Raw genomic sequence first — 16,781 nt, 5'->3', positions numbered from 1 at the left:
AAAAGACTCGCTCGACGGTTGTACTCCTACGCGCATCACCATACAATAGGCAAGCACATTGTAAGAAAAACATTTAGAAAACAGTGTCGGCAAAGCAGTATTGGCAACACTGCCTATCGACAGTTTGCCCTTTTTATTTTATTGATGATTGTTGTCTTGCGAGGTAGCTTTGAACGCACGCCCTAATAATACCAGTGACCAGTCCCCGACAGATACGCTTCATTCGGCGAGCTTAGTTAATCCTGTGGACTCAGTCGGTTCAGTCGGCATTATCACGCCTCAGATTTTTCATTTCGCTGAGCCCTTGACGTTAGAATGTAATCGTACTTTGCCATCGTTTGATTTAATCATCGAAACTTATGGCACGCTAAATAACGACAAATCAAACGCGGTACTCATTTGCCACGCCCTATCCGGCAGTCATCACGCAGCCGGTTTTCATAGTGCTGATGATAAAAAAGCCGGCTGGTGGGACAATATGATTGGCCCTAATAAAGCGATCGATACCAATCGGTTTTATGTCGTATGTGTCAACAACATCGGCAGCTGTTTCGGCTCTACTGGTCCGACAACGATTAATCCAGATAGCAATGAACCGCAAGTTTATGGTCCTGACTTTCCGCTCGTCACTATTAAGGACTGGGTAAAAACCCAAGCGATGCTGTCAGATCGTCTCGGTATTGAAGTTTGGCACGCCATTGTTGGTGGTTCCATGGGTGGTATGCAGGCGCTGCAATGGTCAGTCGATTATCCAAATCGGTTAAAACGCTGCGTGGTCATTGCCAGCACGCCAAAGCTCTCAGCACAAAACATCGCCTTTAATGAGGTGGCGCGTCAGTCAATATTGTCTGACCCTGATTTTAAAGACGGACGCTATTTACAAGCAGGCACCTACCCTCGTCGCGGGCTAATATTGGCTCGGATGGTTGGGCATATCACCTACTTAACCGATGACGCGATGAAGGCGAAATTTGGTCGTGATTTAAAGTCTGGCAAATTTATGTATGGCTACGATGTTGAGTTCCAAGTGGAGAGCTATTTACGCTATCAAGGTGAGCGCTTTAGCGAAAATTTCGATGCCAATACTTATTTGCTCATGACCAAAGCTTTGGATTATTTTGATCCAACACGTGATTATCCATCAGCCATGGCAACAGATTCGACAAAATCAGCAGCACAGCTTAAGGACTCGATTGCCACATCAGTGGAATCTAGTAAACAAAGCACGCAACCTGCGTTAGAAGATACGGTGGCAACGATAGATGAAAGTGAACAGAATCGTCAGCAAGAGCTGTCTGCGCTCAAAGCCGCCTTTGCCCATACGCAATGCCAATACCTAGTGGTCTCATTTACCACGGATTGGCGCTTTGCACCGGAGCGCTCACAAGAGATTGTCGATGCACTGATGGCCACTGGCAAACCAGTTAGCTACATCAATGTCGATGCGCCGCATGGTCATGATTCCTTCTTATTTGATATTCCCCGTTATATGGGTGCCGTCCGAGGATTTTTGACTGCGCCATTTATCACCGACAGCAAATCAAAACAACCAGCACAAAGCACAAATCAAAGCAGCCAGCAAAAATCAGGAGCACGCTCATGAGAATGGATCATCAATTGGCTGAGCGCTGGATTGCGCCGCACTCACATGTACTCGACTTGGGCTGCGGCAATGGTGAGCTACTCGCGCATTTACAACAAAATCGCGGCGTCACAGGCTACGGACTTGAGATTGACGAAGAAAAAATCAATGATGGTATCGCCAAAGGCTTATCTATCATCGAGCAAGACCTGAATGATGGTCTGGCACGTTTCGCTGATAACAGTTTCGACACCGTCGTCATGGCACGGGCGCTGCAAGCGGTCAAATCACCTGATGTGCTCTTGCTTGACATGCTACGTGTTGCCCGCGAAGCCGTTATCACCTTCCCCAATTTTGCTCATTGGCAAAACCGCATTCATTTAGGGCTTAAAGGCATGATGCCTGTCTCAGAGGCATTGCCTTATGAGTGGTATAACACCCCAAACATTCATCTGTGTACGTTTAAAGATTTTGAGCAGCTTTGTGCGCAGCATGATATTCATATCGTCAACCGCTTTGCCGTTAGCGATTCTGAGAAAGGTCATACGCCACTTATGAAAGCATTGATACGCCAAGCACCCAACCTATTGGCAGACGTCGCTATCTATCGTGTCACCAAACAAAAACCTGAATAATAGATTTATCTACTTGGGGCGTATCTTCATTTTAAAAATGGTGATAAAAGTGAGATAAATTGCCGTCAAACAAGGATAGTAGCGCAAATAATATCGAGATATTGCTAAGCTATTTGACGATGTTTGGCAAAATTTAATCATTTTTGCCCATTTAGAAGATAATCGATTGAATTGAAGACACGCCCTAGCATTGGTTCAAAGCGGTAGCACGACTCATAAATACAAATTTTAACCTTAATGACTTATTAATTTATTCTTACGCTTAAGTAACTCTATGATTTTATTGAGGACAATGAGGTATGAATAAGCATTAAATCATGTAATTAGTATTTGAGTTTCGTAAGTTTGGGTGTTAAGCTAGCAAAATAGTGTCAATCGCACCCTGATTCTGACCGTTTATCGGTTCGATTAAAGGAATTTGCCACAACACATCGATTAATTATATTGCTAATGATTAGGTAAGTTGGTATCGCAAGATTTCACCTAATTGTTATCGCCGTCTAAACCCTTTTAGCGGTGCAACTTTTTTTGCTTATTAACTGCCTAATTTTGGAGCTGCTATGAAATTATTAAAAGCTGCGTTGTTTACTGCCTTATTTTCTTGTGCAGGTCTAGCAAACGCTGAGTTAATATCAAACGTGCCACTTGATACGTCACGTTTTGAGCTAATGCCAGTTAGTGAACTGTCTAACCGCGCTGCCCAAGGTAACGATCACGCTCAGTTTTATTTAGCCAAGCGCTTACAGAAAGGCGAAGGCATTGCAAAGAATACCCAACAAGCTATCCAGTGGTATACCAAAGCGGCTCAGCAAGGCGTTGCCCCTGCTCAGTTGAATCTTGCCATCATGTATTTGCGTGGTGAAGGTGTGCAGCCTAACTTGCAACAAGCGAAAGTTTGGTTAGAAAAAGCCGCTATGCGTGGCGATAACCGTGCCAGCTATACCCTTGCATTGCTCGATGAAAAGCAAAAAAATCTCGTCGATGCTTATAAATGGTACGATTTGGCTGCCCGTGATGGCATGCTTGATGAAAAAGTACGTAATAAAGCACGCGGTAAAATCGGACAATTGGCATTGAACTTATCAAGCTCAGATATCGCTAGCGCTCGTAGCAAAGCGGATACTTGGTTCCAGAGTAAGTAAACCAGTTAATAAAATTATAGACAATAAAGACCCAGCGTAACTGCTGGGTTTTTTATTATCTATAATATCAGCTTAGGTTGACTTATCATGAGACAACGTTTACTAGTTACAGCTTAATTTTAAATCAATGACTAAAGGAGAATTTGGTGGCAGAACACTTAAAAGGGATAGGCGAAGAACCGTTAGAAGGGATAGGCGGTTGGCTGTGGTTGGTCGCTCTTGGGATAGTAGCTTCACCTTTACGAATCATCTTTCTGATTTTTCCACTTTATTCTGAAATATTCAAAGATGGTTCTTGGGATATATTGACCTCATCAGGAACCGAAGCGTATCATCCTATGTGGGCGCCAATCATATTAGCAGAAATGACTATTAATGGTGCATTAGTGCTCACATGGATATTTGTTGGATTCTTATTCTTCTTGAAGAAGGCTGTCTTTCCAAAGTTCTATATCGGCATTCTACTGTTTACTCTCGTATTCATCATTATCGATGCGATGGCGGTTAAAATTATTTTCCCTAATGATCCTATTTTCGATCCTGATACGACTAAAGAGCTGGTTCGAACGCTTGTCGCTTGTCTTATATGGATACCCTACATTCTTATTTCGAAGCGAGTACAAGCTACTTTTGTGAAAGAACTGTGATGACTACAATTACCTATTTTTTGTTTCAACTGTAGAGATTTCAATCCATGAGAGGTTTTTCGTACACTATATCTTCATATTGCGAACATTATGGGTATGAGTTATGTTCAAAAACTCTGCAAAATTTGCTACACTACGCCCCCATTAGCCAATTCCACAATTGCGCTAGTGTTATGAATCTTACCAATTAGTTTCAACCGTTAATTTTAAAAAGCACCTTAAACCCAACGCACTAGGTTTGCGACCTAGCCAGCAGGAGAAAAAAATGAGTACCATTCAAGACCATAATACAGCTAGCAATATCCAAAACAGCACTGTCACCGACAACAAATCAGCCCCAGCCTACGATAGCGTCACCAATAACATCGTCGTTGCCGCTCTATATAAGTTCACGCGTTTTGCTGATTTTGAGCAATACCGCGAGCCAATTTTAAATAATATGCTCGATAATGATGTCAAAGGCACGTTATTGATTGCCAATGAAGGCATTAATGGTACGATTTCTGGCACACGCCAAGGTATCGATAACGTCCTTGAGTATCTGCGCAGTATCGAAGCGATTGGTAGCTTTACCTTTAAAGAATCTTATACCGATGCTCAGCCTTTTTATCGTACCAAAGTGAAGCTCAAAAAAGAAATCGTTACAATGGGCGTAGAGAATATTGATCCATTGCAATCAGTTGGACGCTATGTAAAACCAAGCGAATGGAATGCGTTAATCTCAGACCCTGACGTCATTCTTATCGACACCCGTAATGATTATGAAGTTAAAATCGGTACGTTCCAAAATGCCGTCAATCCAAATACCGAAACGTTCCGCGAGTTCCCAGAATACGTCGCAAAAGAGATGGATCCAGCCAAACATAAAAAAGTCGCGATGTTCTGTACTGGTGGTATACGCTGTGAGAAGTCGACTGCTTATATGCGTGAGCAAGGCTTTGAAGAGGTGTATCATTTAGAGGGCGGCATCTTGAAGTATCTAGAAGAAATCCCAGCCAGCGACTCTATGTGGCAAGGCGATTGCTTCGTTTTTGATAACCGCGTGTCGGTCAATCATAACTTAGAAAAAGGCAACTATGAGCAATGCTTCGCCTGCCGTATGCCCATTACTGTCGATGACATGCAAAGCCTTGCTTACATCAAAGGCGAGTCATGCCCACACTGCATTGATAAAGCGACCGACGAGCAAAAAGCACGCTTTCGTGAGCGCGAGCATCAAATGCAGCTGGCGAAGAAACGTGGCGAAGCGCATATTGGTAGTGATGTGATTGATGTGATTGAGAAACGCAAAGCCGCTAAAATTGAAGCACGTCGTCAAGCGGAAGACGCTAATCAAGCTAAAAAATAATTGCAAGTAAATATTGTCTATTAAAAAATGTGGCAGATTTATTGTAAGAAAACTTGCCACATTACTTTAAATTATGAAACCTATCACATTAATATCTTTCTCATTTGCGAACTCAAATAGTTTTTGAACTTTTTGGAACAGGTTAATTACATCTTGATCTTCTGCATAACCCATATCTGATACCACTTCATTTAAGTCTGTCTCTTGAAAGTCTGATACAATTTGCGTCACTGCATCAGAATCGTATAAAAGACCTTCCTGTGCCTCATAAAACTCTTTATCTTCCTTTGCTAAAAATAATAAGTTGGATAACGGGTAATCACCACTTCCCAAAATTTCTAGCACTTCCATGGAATAAAACTCGAATGATTCTTGAATGAAATTTTCATACTGATTGTCAGTATTCCAACGCATTTCATGAAGGTCGATATTACCATTAATTATATTTTCTAGTTGGTCATCAGATGCTGTGCAGAAGCCAAAAGCCATTGACATAATATGTTCCTGTAGTAGTCCATGAATAATTAATCAACAATTGAGTAGTAATGATATCGTAAGCATTTACTGAATAATAGTTTAAAAATAAAAAAGAGGCTTATTAGCCTCTTTTTTATGAATAAGTTATCACTATAACTTAAAACAAAATACGCACACGAATCGTTTCTTCTACGTCTTTTAGTTGATCTAGTGCGGCATCTGAATCGTTATAATCAACATCCATCACTAGATAACCGACATCGCCCTCTGTCATCAGGCTTTGCGCGAGGATGTTAATCCCTGCTTCTGCAAACAGACGGTTAATCTGTGACAGCACGCCTGGTACGTTTCTATGAATATGTAGCAGACGGTGTGAGTTTTCTTTGAACGGAACAGAAACTTCTGGGAAGTTGACTGCGGTTGCCGTATCACCTTGGTCAGAGTATCTAACGAACTTATCAGCGACTTCAAGTCCGATATTGGCCTGCGCTTCTTGCGTTGAACCACCAATATGCGGCGTCAAGATAACGTTATCAAACTTACGTAGTGGAGATTCAAACTCTTCATCAGCTGATTTTGGCTCTTTCGGGAACACGTCAATCGCCGCGCCCAGTATTTTACCAGATTCAAGCACAGCGGCTAAATCATCAATCTCTACGCAAGTACCACGAGCGGCATTGATGAAGTAGCTGCCGTCTTTCATATGGGCGAACTGCTCAGCTTTCATCATATAGCGGGTGCTTGGTACATCAGGTACATGCAAAGTCACGATGTCAGCCGTTGATAGTAGCTCTTCTAAGCTACCTACTTGTACCGCATTACCTAGTGGCAATTTGGTCACAGCATCATGATAAATGACTTTCATACCAAAGCTTTCTGCCAAGACAGACAGTTGCGAGCCGATAGAACCATAACCGACGATACCGATCGTCTTACCACGTACTTCATGTGAGTTGGTCGCAGACTTGCCCCAACCGCCACGATGTACGGTCGCGTTCTTTTCAGGAATGCCGCGATATAGCATGATGGCTTCGGCCAATACCAATTCAGCCACCGAACGGGTATTTGAGTATGGCGCGTTAAAGACGGGAATACCTAAGTCACGAGCGGCATCTAGATCGACTTGGTTGGTACCAATACAAAAGCAACCAATGCCGATAAGTTTGTTTGCATGCTCAAGTACATCGCGCGTCAATTGAGTACGCGAACGAATACCGATAAAGTGAGCGTCTTTAATTTTTTCGATCAGCTCATCTTGATCTAATGCGTGACTGATATTTTCGATATTATGATAACCAGCCCCTTCCAATACTTTTAAAGCATTGTCATGTAGACCTTCAAGCAATAAAAACCGGATTTTGTCTTTTTGTAGTGATAACGCCATATGAGAACTGTCCTATAATTGTCTTGTAAAATTATCTGAGGGATAATCTGTAGTCGAAGCCGTTTAAAGTAGGTACAAAGTAACCAAGCGCAAACCATACACTGAGTACATTAAATGAGGTTAACGTCGTAACCACTTACCAATGCTTTAACTATAGGGTGGGTGAAACGAAAACAGTCTGGATATCTTACACAAAATTGGGCGGCGATGTTAGCAGATTAGATGAATTATTGGTTATCAAGCCTGAAAACTTTTTATGCTATAGTAAATCACGCTGTTCAACGTTTATTAAACTATTTTTTGCCATTTATCGCCATGTAAGCACGCAACATGACATCTTTCTATCATTGCTTTACTGGCTCACTTATAATCATATAAATACGTACTATATAAACATACCTATGTGGCTATGTTTATATCCATTTAGCGATATAATAATCCCCTTTAGGCATAGCGCTTACGTTTATACCGAGATTTGACCATGACTTCTTTATCTAGCCAAAGCACCTCTGCAACCCATACAGCTGCGGTTCAAACTATTTTGAGCACTTTGATGGATGTTCATCAGTTTGACGCCAGCCAAATCAAAACCGACCCTGAGAGCTTAGAGTATTGGGGCAAGGACTGGACCAAGCACTTTGCCCCTGCTGCTGCTGCCATCGTCTTTCCGAAGACTACTGAGCAAGTACAAGCCATCGTATTGCTTGCCAATGAGCACAATGTGGTGTTAACGCCAAGTGGCGGTCGTACTGGTCTATCTGCTGGTGCTGTCGCCGCCAATGGCGAGATTGTCGTCAGTATGGATAAGATGAACCATATCGGACAGTTTTATCCGGCCGATCGAATAGTTGAAGTCGAAGCAGGCGTCATCACGCAGCAGTTGCAGCAATTCGCTGAATCGAAAGACCTCTACTACCCTGTCGACTTTGCCTCAGCTGGCTCAAGTCAAGTCGGTGGCAATATTGGCACCAATGCAGGCGGCATCAAAGTCATACGCTACGGCATGACTCGTCAATGGATCATGGGGCTGACAGTGGTCACTGGTAAAGGCGATATCTTGCAGCTCAATCGCGGTATGGTCAAGAACGCCACGGGTTATGATTTGCGCCAATTATTTATCGGTAGCGAAGGCACACTTGGGCTTGTCACCCACGCGCAAATCAAGCTTGAGCGTCAGCCGCAAGACTTAAATGTCATGGTACTTGGTATGGACAGCTTTAATGATGTCATGAATGTGCTATCAGCCTTTCAAGCAGAGATTGATTTGACCGCTTTTGAGTTCTTTGATGATGTGGCGATTGATAAATTGATGGCACACGGTCAAGTACAAGAGCCATTTGAGTCGCGCACCAAGTTCTATACGCTATTAGAGTTCGAAGCGCCGTACGAGCCGATCATGGATAAAGCCATGGCGATATTTGAGCATTGTATGGAACAAGGTTGGGTCGTCGATGGTGTCATGAGCCAAAGCTTGGCACAGGCTGAAGAGCTGTGGAAATTGCGCGAATACATTTCTGAGACCATCTCAGTATTTACCCCTTATAAGAACGATGTATCCGTACTGATAAGCTATGTCCCTGAGTTTATCACCGAGATTGATCACATCGTCAGCAGCAATTACCCTGACTTTGAGGTTTGCTGGTTCGGTCATATTGGCGATGGCAACTTGCATCTTAATATCTTAAAGCCTGAAAACATGAGTAAAGATGATTTCTTTGCAGAGTGTCAAATCGTCAACAAACACGTGTTTGAAACCGTGCAAAAGTATGGTGGTTCGGTTTCGGCTGAACATGGCGTCGGTATGACTAAAAAGCCTTATTTACAATATAGCCGCAGTGAGACTGAGATTGAGTACTTACGAGAGGTAAAAAAAGTCTTTGATCCAAATAACATTATGAACCGTGGCAAGATTTTTGATATGTAAGCGCTTATTTAATAATTAAAGTAATAAATAAGCGAGTATGGAAAAGACGCTAAACGTGATGGTTTAGCGTCTTTTTTTGTCTTATAAAAGTGATTATTTATAAAAATAACAACACTAGCGCTACCACTAATAACACACTTAAAACACCTTGGACGATTAAAAATGCTTGGTGCGGGGCGGCGATATGACGAAACATGTTGCCCAGTGCATTATAGGTAATACCAGCCGCTTTAATATGTGGCGGCGTATCAAAGGTTTTGATGATTTGTAAAAAATTCTCGGTACGATCAGGCGACCAATTATGCGGCGCAAATGGCAAATATAGCGATAACTGTGCGGCTTGCTTTTTGCTCGCTGGTGACCATAACCAACGCTCTAAAAATAATAAGCGCATACGCCAATCCGCAAAACGGCGATGTTCTATCGTCTGTAACAGCAATATTTCAGTATTCTTATGGCGCTTATCCGCAAATATGCGTTGCTTTAAGGCAAATACGTGCGCTTTCTCACCTTCGATGCATTGCAAAAAATGACCACTACCATAACATAGAGTACCTGTAATGCCATGCTGTTGATTATAGTTACGCGCATGACATTCTACTTCATCAAATATAGAGGCGCTTAAACGTGAGACAAGCGTCAAACTACTAACATACACCAATTGAACCAGCGCTGAGTCTTCTATCTCATCCCAGCTACTGACTCTATTGTTGTGACTTGAGGGCATAATAAAAAAATCCTAAAAAACCGATTAAATACGGCTAAACAAAACAAACACAACGACGCCCCAATGAAAAAAGACAGCGACTCACAAAAACGTAGCAAATAGTTACCACGTTAAACTGTCATTACTTGAGTAGCTTGTTATGATAACCAGCAAAACAAATAGACCAAAACCAAATAGATCAAAATTAAGCATTCTAAGATATGCTATTTAAAAATAATGTTAAGCTAACAAAATATCTGTACTGACATCCTCAGGTTAGAATCTGTACCAAACACTTGGCTTGTCTTAACCCCAACGACTGTTTGTGAACATTATGAAAAATTTTATAGTCACTTCAATTTATAGTTACTTCAACTTATAGTCACTTTAATTTAAATTTATAGCTACTTTAAAATGATATGAGGTTCAAAAAACACGGTCAGTAACGCCAAATCTGACAGAATTCATAAGATAAATCATTTTCATAACTTATTGTAAATACAGTGATAATTGATTGTAACGATAATATTTTATGATTGGAATATTTTTATCACTTTTTTTACACAAAAAATTGCCAACCGAATTGTGGCAACGCATGCTATTTGATATCACTAAAATTAATAAAGATCCAAAACAGGAACATTATGAGCAAAATAGAAAAACTAGACGACTTTCATCTAACCATCGCTGAAATCAAGAAAAAAGACTATCCACAATTAAAAGCATTAATGGATCGTGTCTATGTCAACTTGGGCGGTGCATGGTCAAAGAACACTATTAATACCTTAATCGATGCCTTCCCTGAAGGTCAGATCGCTTTATTTGATCATGATCAATTGATTGGCATCGTGTTATCTATGCGTGTTGATTATGCCACGTTTTCTAACCCGCACACCTACGACGACTTGATTGGTCATAAAGAGATTATCAGAGACAACCCTGAAGGCGATGCCATTTACGGTTTAGATGCGCTGATCGACCCTGAATACCGTGGTTATCGCCTAGGACGTCGATTGTATGATGCCCGTAAAGAGCTGTGTCGCCAGTTAAACTTCCGAGCTATTTTGGCTGGTGGTCGTATCCCGAACTATCATAACCATCAAGATCTCACACCTGGCGAATATATTGAAGCCGTCGCGGCTCGTGAAATTCATGATTCTGCATTGTCTTTCCAACTCTCAAATGGCTTTATCGTCAAGCGTATCTTAACGGCTTATTTGCCTGACGATAAACAATCTAAAGGTTTTGCTACTCTACTTGAGTGGGCAAATATTTATTATGAGCCGCAAGATTATAAGCCAAACACTCGTAAGTCTGAGGTGCGTATTGGTGGTATCCAATGGCAAATGCGTGAAGTCGAGTCACCTGAAGAGCTGCTGCAGCAAGTCGAGTTCTTTGTCGATATTATGGCTGATTACAATTCTGACTTTGCTTGTTTACCAGAGTTCTTTAACGCACCTTTGATGGGTCTGTGTGAATCGACGGATCAAAACGTCGCTATTCGATTTTTAGCCGGTTATACCGAATGGTTTAAAAATGAGATATCGCATTTAGCGGTCAGCTACAACGTCAACGTCATTACAGGCTCTATGCCGTACTTGGACGAGGACGATACGTTATATAATGTCAGTTACTTGTGCCGCCGCGATGGTACGGTCGAAGAGCAGCGCAAAATCCATATTACCCCGCATGAGCGTAGCGCTTGGGTCATCGAAGGCGGTGACGAGGTTAAGGTGTTTGATACCGATGCCGGTCGTATTGGTATTTTGGTCTGTTATGACGTTGAATTCCCTGAGCTTGCCCGCCTCATGGCACTTGATGACATGGACATCTTGTTCGTGCCATTTTGGACAGACACGCAAAACGGCTATCTACGCGTGCGCCACTGCGCCCAAGCACGTGCGATTGAAAACGAATGTTATGTGATGATTTGTGGTTCGGTTGGTAACTTACCACAGGTTGAAAGTCTCGATATTCAATATGCGCAGTCCTCTATCTTCTCGCCATCAGATTTTGCTTTCCCGCATGATGCGATTATGGCAGAAACCACCGCCAACACTGAGATGGTATTCTTTTCAGATGTGAACTTAGACAAGCTTATTCATGTCCGTAACGAAGGCTCGGTACATAATCTGCTTGATCGCCGTGATGACTTGTATAGTTTGAAATGGAAGAGAAAATCTAAAGTATCAGCCAGTAAGCTAAGCGATGATGAGCGCCTTGAAAACTCTGGTAGTGTCCTGCTCGGTGACCCATTACAAAACCGTGCGCAAAAACCTTAATCAGTCACTTTAAAATACCAACACTGAACACGGTTTAATAAAATTTATGAGTAATACGGCTGACATTTCAGCCGTTTATTTTTATCTATCAACAACCACTTATTAAAGCCATTTATACAATACCTATAGCAAAAAAGCAGCCATTATGACGACTGATACTGATACTGATACTGATACTGATACTGATACTGATACTGAAAAATCTATTAAAAAGCCAAAGAAAACACCCAAGCAAAAGGGGTTGTCTATCGCTAAAAACCTACTCATATATGGCTTGGTATTTGCTGTCATTTATACCGCTGTTAATTGGTGGCGACAGCCTATCATGCCAGCCAACCCGCAATTGCAACTGACCGATTATCAAGGGCAAGTCGTTGACTTAGCGGCGCTGAGCAATGAACAACCAACGCTGGTGTATTTTTGGGGCACGTGGTGTCCCATTTGTAGTATCACCTCGCCGACGATAGACAAACTTGCCGCCGCAAATGATTATCCAGTCGTTACGATTGCCATTAAATCAGGCACTGACCAAGAGCTGCACCGCTACCTTAATGAAAACACCTATCGCTTTACGACGATAAATGATCAAGAAGGCAGCATCTTCGCTGATTGGCAAGGACAAGTGACGCCTTCGTATGTCATCTTAAAGAATGGCGAGATGACTCAAGGTTTGACGGGCATTCAACCCTTATGGTCGCTGAAATTGCGCTTATGGTTATCATCAGTTTTTTAACGCTTAGCCTGCTGCTTAGAGTCCAATTATTTAGACTCCAGTCGGTAGACAATGGCGCTTGCCATCCGTATGATTCAATAGGTGATTCATCACTCATATAAATGATTGGTTTTAGCTAAAATAAGGACAATACTGACCAGCTCTTTTTACCCTAGCCTTTTTGTCATATAATAGCTGCCAATCTCATTGCCTCTTTTTAGTTTATTGCTATCACGGTATTTTATTATCCATAAGCATATTTTATGTTGCATTCGTCTCGATAGCATTTATTATTGACGTGAGCATATTTATGACGTTGATGCACAGCGATATATTATAAGCGAGAAAGCGATCATCAACGGTTAAGCAGCCAGCTAAGCATTACCCTAAATGTCACATCTGACTTTACATCGATTTTTAATCCATCTTCTAAAAAGACACCTTCTATGACTGATAAAAGTACTGATACGCCAAGCCAGGATTATAAAGACACGCTAAACCTTGCCGATACGCCCTTTGCAATGCGTGCCAACCTTGCCAAGCGCGAGCCTGATTGGCTGGCGGCTTGGGAAGCGGATGACGTGTATGGCAAAATTCGTCAGGCTCGTGCTGGCGCGACCAAATATATTTTGCACGATGGCCCTCCCTACGCCAACGGTCAGATTCACTTGGGTCACGCGGTTAATAAAGTACTAAAAGACATTATCGTCAAGTCAAAAACGCTATCAGGCTTTGATGCGCCTTATGTCCCTGGTTGGGACTGTCATGGTCTGCCTATCGAGCAAAAGGTCGAAGCCAAAGTCGGCAAGGTTGGTCAAAAAGTCTCTGCTACCGAATTCCGTGGCCTGTGCCGCGAGTATGCGAGTACCCAGATTGAATTGCAAAAGGCAGACTTTAAACGTCTAGGCGTATTTGGCGATTGGGACAATCCCTATCTAACGATGAACTTCCATCAAGAAGCCAACATCGTGCGCGCACTGGCCAAAATTTATGACAATGGTCATGTGACTCGCGGTATGAAGCCAGTCAACTGGTGCTTGGACTGTAGTTCTGCGCTGGCTGAAGCCGAAGTTGAATACCAAGACAAAGTCTCAGACGCTATCTATGTGAGCTTCGATGTTTTGGACACCGATAAGGTTGCCCCATTGGCTGAAATAGCGGGCAACATCGCCGCTGTTATTTGGACGACGACCCCTTGGACTTTACCTGCTAACCAAGCCATCGCCGTACATCCTGAGCATGACTATAGCGTAGTTGCGACTGAAAAAGGTAACTTCCTATTAGCGACTGACCTTGTTGAAACGGCATTAACTGAACTCAAACTTAGCAATCAAGGCGTGCTAGCAACTGTATCAGGGCGCGAGCTTGAAGGCTTGCGTGCTCAGCATCCACTAATTGAAGACCGTCAAGTGCCATTAATCCTAGGCGATCACGTAACCACAGATAGTGGTACTGGCCTCGTCCATACAGCACCCGGTCACGGTCTTGACGATTATATCGTCGGTCTTAAATATAACTTACCCGTTGAAAACCCAGTCAGTGGTACGGGCGTCTACCTAGACAGCGCAGCGGTATTTGCGGGCGAGCACATTTATAAGGCCAATCCAAAAATCATCGCCGCACTGCACGACAATGGACATCTAATCAGTCATACCAAGATTGAGCATAGCTATCCACATTGCTGGCGTCATAAGTCGCCGATTATTTTCCGCGCAACGCCGCAGTGGTTTATTAATATGGAAACCAAAGGTCTGCGTGAGCGTGCCCTTGCTGATATTCCAGCAGTAAGCTGGACACCAGCATGGGGACAAAACCGTATTGAAGCCATGATGACGGGTCGCCCAGACTGGTGTATCTCACGTCAGCGTACATGGGGCGTGCCGATTACTTTCTTTACCCATAAAGAAACAGGCGAGCTGCATCCAAACACGCTTGAGCTGATGGAAGTCGCTGCACAAAAAATCGATGCGGGCGGTGTGGAAGCTTGGTTTGATGCCAGCTGTGAAGATTTCTTAGGGGCGGAAGCCGCGGACTATGACAAAGCAACCGACACCTTAGACGTTTGGTTTGACTCTGGCACGACGCATTTTGCCGTACTTGAACAACGCGATGAATTGACCAACCCAGCAGATATCTACTTGGAAGGCTCTGACCAACATCGCGGTTGGTTCCAGACTTCATTATTGACCTCAGAAGCCATGTACGGTCGCCCACCATTTAAGCAAGTACTGACGCATGGTTTTGTGGTTGATGAAAACGGTCGCAAGATGAGTAAGTCACTTGGCAATATCATCACGCCGCAGGAAGAGATCAATAAAACAGGTGCGGACATGCTGCGTTTGTGGATTGCCTCAAGCGACTATCGTTATGAGATGAGCGCGGGCAAAACGGTCTTTAAAGGTGCGATCGATATGTATCGCCGTATTCGTAACACCCTGCGTTTCTTACTTGCCAATACCGATGACTTTGATCCTGCGACCAACAGCGTCGATATCAATGAGCTGGTCAGCCTTGATAAATTCATCATTGAGCGCGCGCAAACCGTGCAAGCACAAATCATCAGTGCTTATGATGCAATGGATTTTCACCAAGTCACCCAGCATATTACTGCGTTCTGTTCGCAAGACTTGGGTAGCTTCTATTTAGATATTATCAAAGATCGTCAGTATACGACTCAGACTGATGGACAGCCGCGTCGCTCTGCGCAAACGGCGATTTACCATATCGTTCAGGCACTCATTCGCTGGATTACGCCGATTTTGTCATTCACCGCACAAGAAGCGTGGGAAGTATTGCATGGCGCTGACAGTTATGTGTTTACTGAAGAATGGTATAAATTTCCAGAATTTGAGCTAAGCGCGATCAGCAACGATGACTGGCAACGTATCATGCTGGCAAAGGATATGGTCAATAAACATATCGAGACCGCACGTGGTGAAAAAATCATCAACGCTAACTTGTCTGCCGATGTCAATCTGTATGCTGACGGGGCAATGCATGAAAGCTTGGCCAAGCTGGGTGAAGAACTGCGCTTTGTACTAATCACTAGTAGCGCAACTTTGAAACCTATGAGCGACGCTCCTGCCGATAAAACAAGCACAGATGAGCAAACTGACGCCAGCACGGATGAATCAGTAGACTTAGTGGTCAATGTGAGCGCCGCAGCTGGCACCAAGTGCGTACGCTGCTGGCATATCCGTGATGATATCGGTACCGATAGTGCACATCCAGAATTATGCGCACGCTGCGTGACTAACGTCAGCGGTGATGGTGAGGTGCGCCACTATGCCTAACCATACGCCTAACTCAACAGAATCATCAGACAACAAGCCGCCATATGGTGAAGTCGATAAATCACCTGAGCCAGCTCATGCAACCACAGGCAGCTCAACGACACCGAAAAGTCGTCTGAATAAGACGCCAAAAATGATTGCGAATGGCCGTCGTGCGTTTACGTGGTATCTCCTATCGTTGGTCGTGCTAATCATCGATCAATGGACGAAGTGGCTGGCTGAAACTAAGCTGACTTTTCATGAGCCAGTGCCTGTGATTGAGCCTTTTCTGAATTGGACATTGGCATACAACTATGGCGCGGCATTTAGCTTTTTGGCAGATGCTGGTGGTTGGCAGAAGTGGTTTTTTTCGGGATTGGCATTATTGATGTCATTGTTCTTAATTGGCTACCTGATAAAAGCCCCGCGCCAAGCCAAGCTACTATCGACAGGTCTAGCGCTAGTGCTTGGCGGTGCGGTTGGCAATCTCATTGACCGCTTGCTACATGGTCACGTCATCGACTTCATTCATGTACACAACGCTGATGTCTGGCATTACCCTATCTTTAATATTGCGGATATGGGCATTAGTATCGGTGTGGCGTTGATTGTCATTGATATGCTGTTTTTGGAAAAAAAGCGTGAAATGCCGCGGTCATAATTTTAAATC

13 protein-coding genes are annotated in these 16,781 nt (G+C 43.3%); 10 read left to right on the top strand and 3 right to left on the bottom strand.

Annotated features, from left to right (window positions below; all coding sequences use genetic code 11):
• Positions 1-244 precede the first annotated feature (244 nt).
• From metX to trhO, 5 genes are all read left to right on the top strand, one after another.
• Positions 245-1,603 carry a homoserine O-acetyltransferase MetX gene (gene metX, locus JFC08_RS03210; RefSeq protein WP_244656529.1) on the top strand — a complete coding sequence of 453 codons (1,359 nt, stop codon included), beginning with the start codon at positions 245-247 and terminating at the stop codon, positions 1,601-1,603.
• Positions 1,600-2,217, top strand: a complete 618-nt coding sequence (metW, locus tag JFC08_RS03205; RefSeq protein WP_045443684.1) for a methionine biosynthesis protein MetW — start codon at positions 1,600-1,602, stop codon at positions 2,215-2,217. The genes metX and metW overlap by 4 nt, the downstream gene beginning before the upstream one ends.
• 560 nt (positions 2,218-2,777) lie before the next feature.
• Entirely contained in the window at positions 2,778-3,359 is a 582-nt protein-coding gene (locus tag JFC08_RS03200; protein ID WP_045443681.1) for a tetratricopeptide repeat protein, read from the top strand.
• A 146-nt stretch (positions 3,360-3,505) separates the two neighbouring features.
• Positions 3,506-4,006 (top strand): DUF2569 domain-containing protein, encoded by a 501-nt coding sequence (locus JFC08_RS03195; protein WP_198329678.1) that lies wholly within the window; start codon positions 3,506-3,508, stop codon positions 4,004-4,006.
• 265 nt (positions 4,007-4,271) lie between these two features.
• Positions 4,272-5,354: an oxygen-dependent tRNA uridine(34) hydroxylase TrhO gene (gene trhO, locus JFC08_RS03190; RefSeq protein WP_227697620.1), complete on the top strand. Its 1,083-nt coding sequence runs from the start codon at positions 4,272-4,274 to the stop codon at positions 5,352-5,354.
• Positions 5,355-5,420: 66 nt separating this feature from the next.
• On the opposite strand, the gene JFC08_RS03185 is transcribed toward trhO, so the two are convergent.
• Together JFC08_RS03185 and serA are read right to left on the bottom strand one after the other, a co-directional pair.
• A complete protein-coding gene (locus JFC08_RS03185; protein WP_087814015.1) occupies positions 5,421-5,849 on the bottom strand; it encodes a hypothetical protein in 429 nt (142 codons plus the stop codon).
• A 139-nt stretch (positions 5,850-5,988) separates the two neighbouring features.
• Positions 5,989-7,215 carry a phosphoglycerate dehydrogenase gene (gene serA, locus JFC08_RS03180; protein ID WP_198329677.1) on the bottom strand — a complete coding sequence of 409 codons (1,227 nt, stop codon included), beginning with the start codon at positions 7,213-7,215 and terminating at the stop codon, positions 5,989-5,991.
• A gap of 553 nt (positions 7,216-7,768) precedes the next feature.
• On the opposite strand from serA, the gene JFC08_RS03175 reads away from it, so the two are divergent.
• Complete coding sequence (locus JFC08_RS03175) at positions 7,769-9,139, top strand: FAD-binding oxidoreductase (protein ID WP_227697628.1); 1,371 nt, start codon at positions 7,769-7,771, stop codon at positions 9,137-9,139.
• Between the two features lie 97 nt (positions 9,140-9,236).
• On the opposite strand, the gene JFC08_RS03170 is transcribed toward JFC08_RS03175, so the two are convergent.
• Complete coding sequence (locus tag JFC08_RS03170; RefSeq protein WP_198329675.1) at positions 9,237-9,866, bottom strand: BLUF domain-containing protein; 630 nt, start codon at positions 9,864-9,866, stop codon at positions 9,237-9,239.
• Positions 9,867-10,489: 623 nt separating this feature from the next.
• Here JFC08_RS03170 and JFC08_RS03165 point away from each other — a divergent pair.
• The 4 genes from JFC08_RS03165 (at position 10,490) to lspA (ending at position 16,772) form a co-directional block, all read left to right on the top strand.
• Positions 10,490-12,127 carry a carbon-nitrogen hydrolase family protein gene (locus tag JFC08_RS03165; protein WP_045453728.1) on the top strand — a complete coding sequence of 546 codons (1,638 nt, stop codon included), beginning with the start codon at positions 10,490-10,492 and terminating at the stop codon, positions 12,125-12,127.
• A 145-nt stretch (positions 12,128-12,272) separates the two neighbouring features.
• Positions 12,273-12,860 carry a protein disulfide oxidoreductase gene (locus tag JFC08_RS03160; RefSeq protein WP_198329674.1) on the top strand — a complete coding sequence of 196 codons (588 nt, stop codon included), beginning with the start codon at positions 12,273-12,275 and terminating at the stop codon, positions 12,858-12,860.
• A 425-nt stretch (positions 12,861-13,285) separates the two neighbouring features.
• A complete protein-coding gene (ileS, locus tag JFC08_RS03155) occupies positions 13,286-16,132 on the top strand; it encodes an isoleucine--tRNA ligase (RefSeq protein ID WP_198329673.1) in 2,847 nt (948 codons plus the stop codon).
• Positions 16,125-16,772, top strand: a complete 648-nt coding sequence (gene lspA, locus JFC08_RS03150; protein WP_198329672.1) for a signal peptidase II — start codon at positions 16,125-16,127, stop codon at positions 16,770-16,772. Before ileS ends, lspA begins: the two co-directional genes overlap by 8 nt.
• Positions 16,773-16,781: the final 9 nt, after the last annotated feature.

The organism is Psychrobacter cibarius (assembly GCF_016107535.1).
Lineage (GTDB): Bacteria > Pseudomonadota > Gammaproteobacteria > Pseudomonadales > Moraxellaceae > Psychrobacter > Psychrobacter cibarius.
This window is presented reverse-complemented; position numbering and strand designations above follow the sequence as displayed.

Excerpts from the sequence above, each read along its gene's own strand:
- metW (WP_045443684.1), top strand. The coding sequence starts at position 1,600 with ATGAGAATGGATCATCAATTGGCTGAGCGCTGGATTGCGCCGCACTCA.
- JFC08_RS03200 (WP_045443681.1), top strand. The coding sequence starts at position 2,778 with ATGAAATTATTAAAAGCTGCGTTGTTTACTGCCTTATTTTCTTGTGCA.
- trhO (WP_227697620.1), top strand. The coding sequence starts at position 4,272 with ATGAGTACCATTCAAGACCATAATACAGCTAGCAATATCCAAAACAGC.
- JFC08_RS03185 (WP_087814015.1), bottom strand. The coding sequence starts at position 5,849 with ATGTCAATGGCTTTTGGCTTCTGCACAGCATCTGATGACCAACTAGAA.
- serA (WP_198329677.1), bottom strand. The coding sequence starts at position 7,215 with ATGGCGTTATCACTACAAAAAGACAAAATCCGGTTTTTATTGCTTGAA.
- JFC08_RS03175 (WP_227697628.1), top strand. The coding sequence starts at position 7,769 with ATGGATGTTCATCAGTTTGACGCCAGCCAAATCAAAACCGACCCTGAG.
- JFC08_RS03170 (WP_198329675.1), bottom strand. The coding sequence starts at position 9,866 with ATGCCCTCAAGTCACAACAATAGAGTCAGTAGCTGGGATGAGATAGAA.
- JFC08_RS03165 (WP_045453728.1), top strand. The coding sequence starts at position 10,490 with ATGAGCAAAATAGAAAAACTAGACGACTTTCATCTAACCATCGCTGAA.
- JFC08_RS03160 (WP_198329674.1), top strand. The coding sequence starts at position 12,273 with ATGACGACTGATACTGATACTGATACTGATACTGATACTGATACTGAT.
- ileS (WP_198329673.1), top strand. The coding sequence starts at position 13,286 with ATGACTGATAAAAGTACTGATACGCCAAGCCAGGATTATAAAGACACG.
- lspA (WP_198329672.1), top strand. The coding sequence starts at position 16,125 with ATGCCTAACCATACGCCTAACTCAACAGAATCATCAGACAACAAGCCG.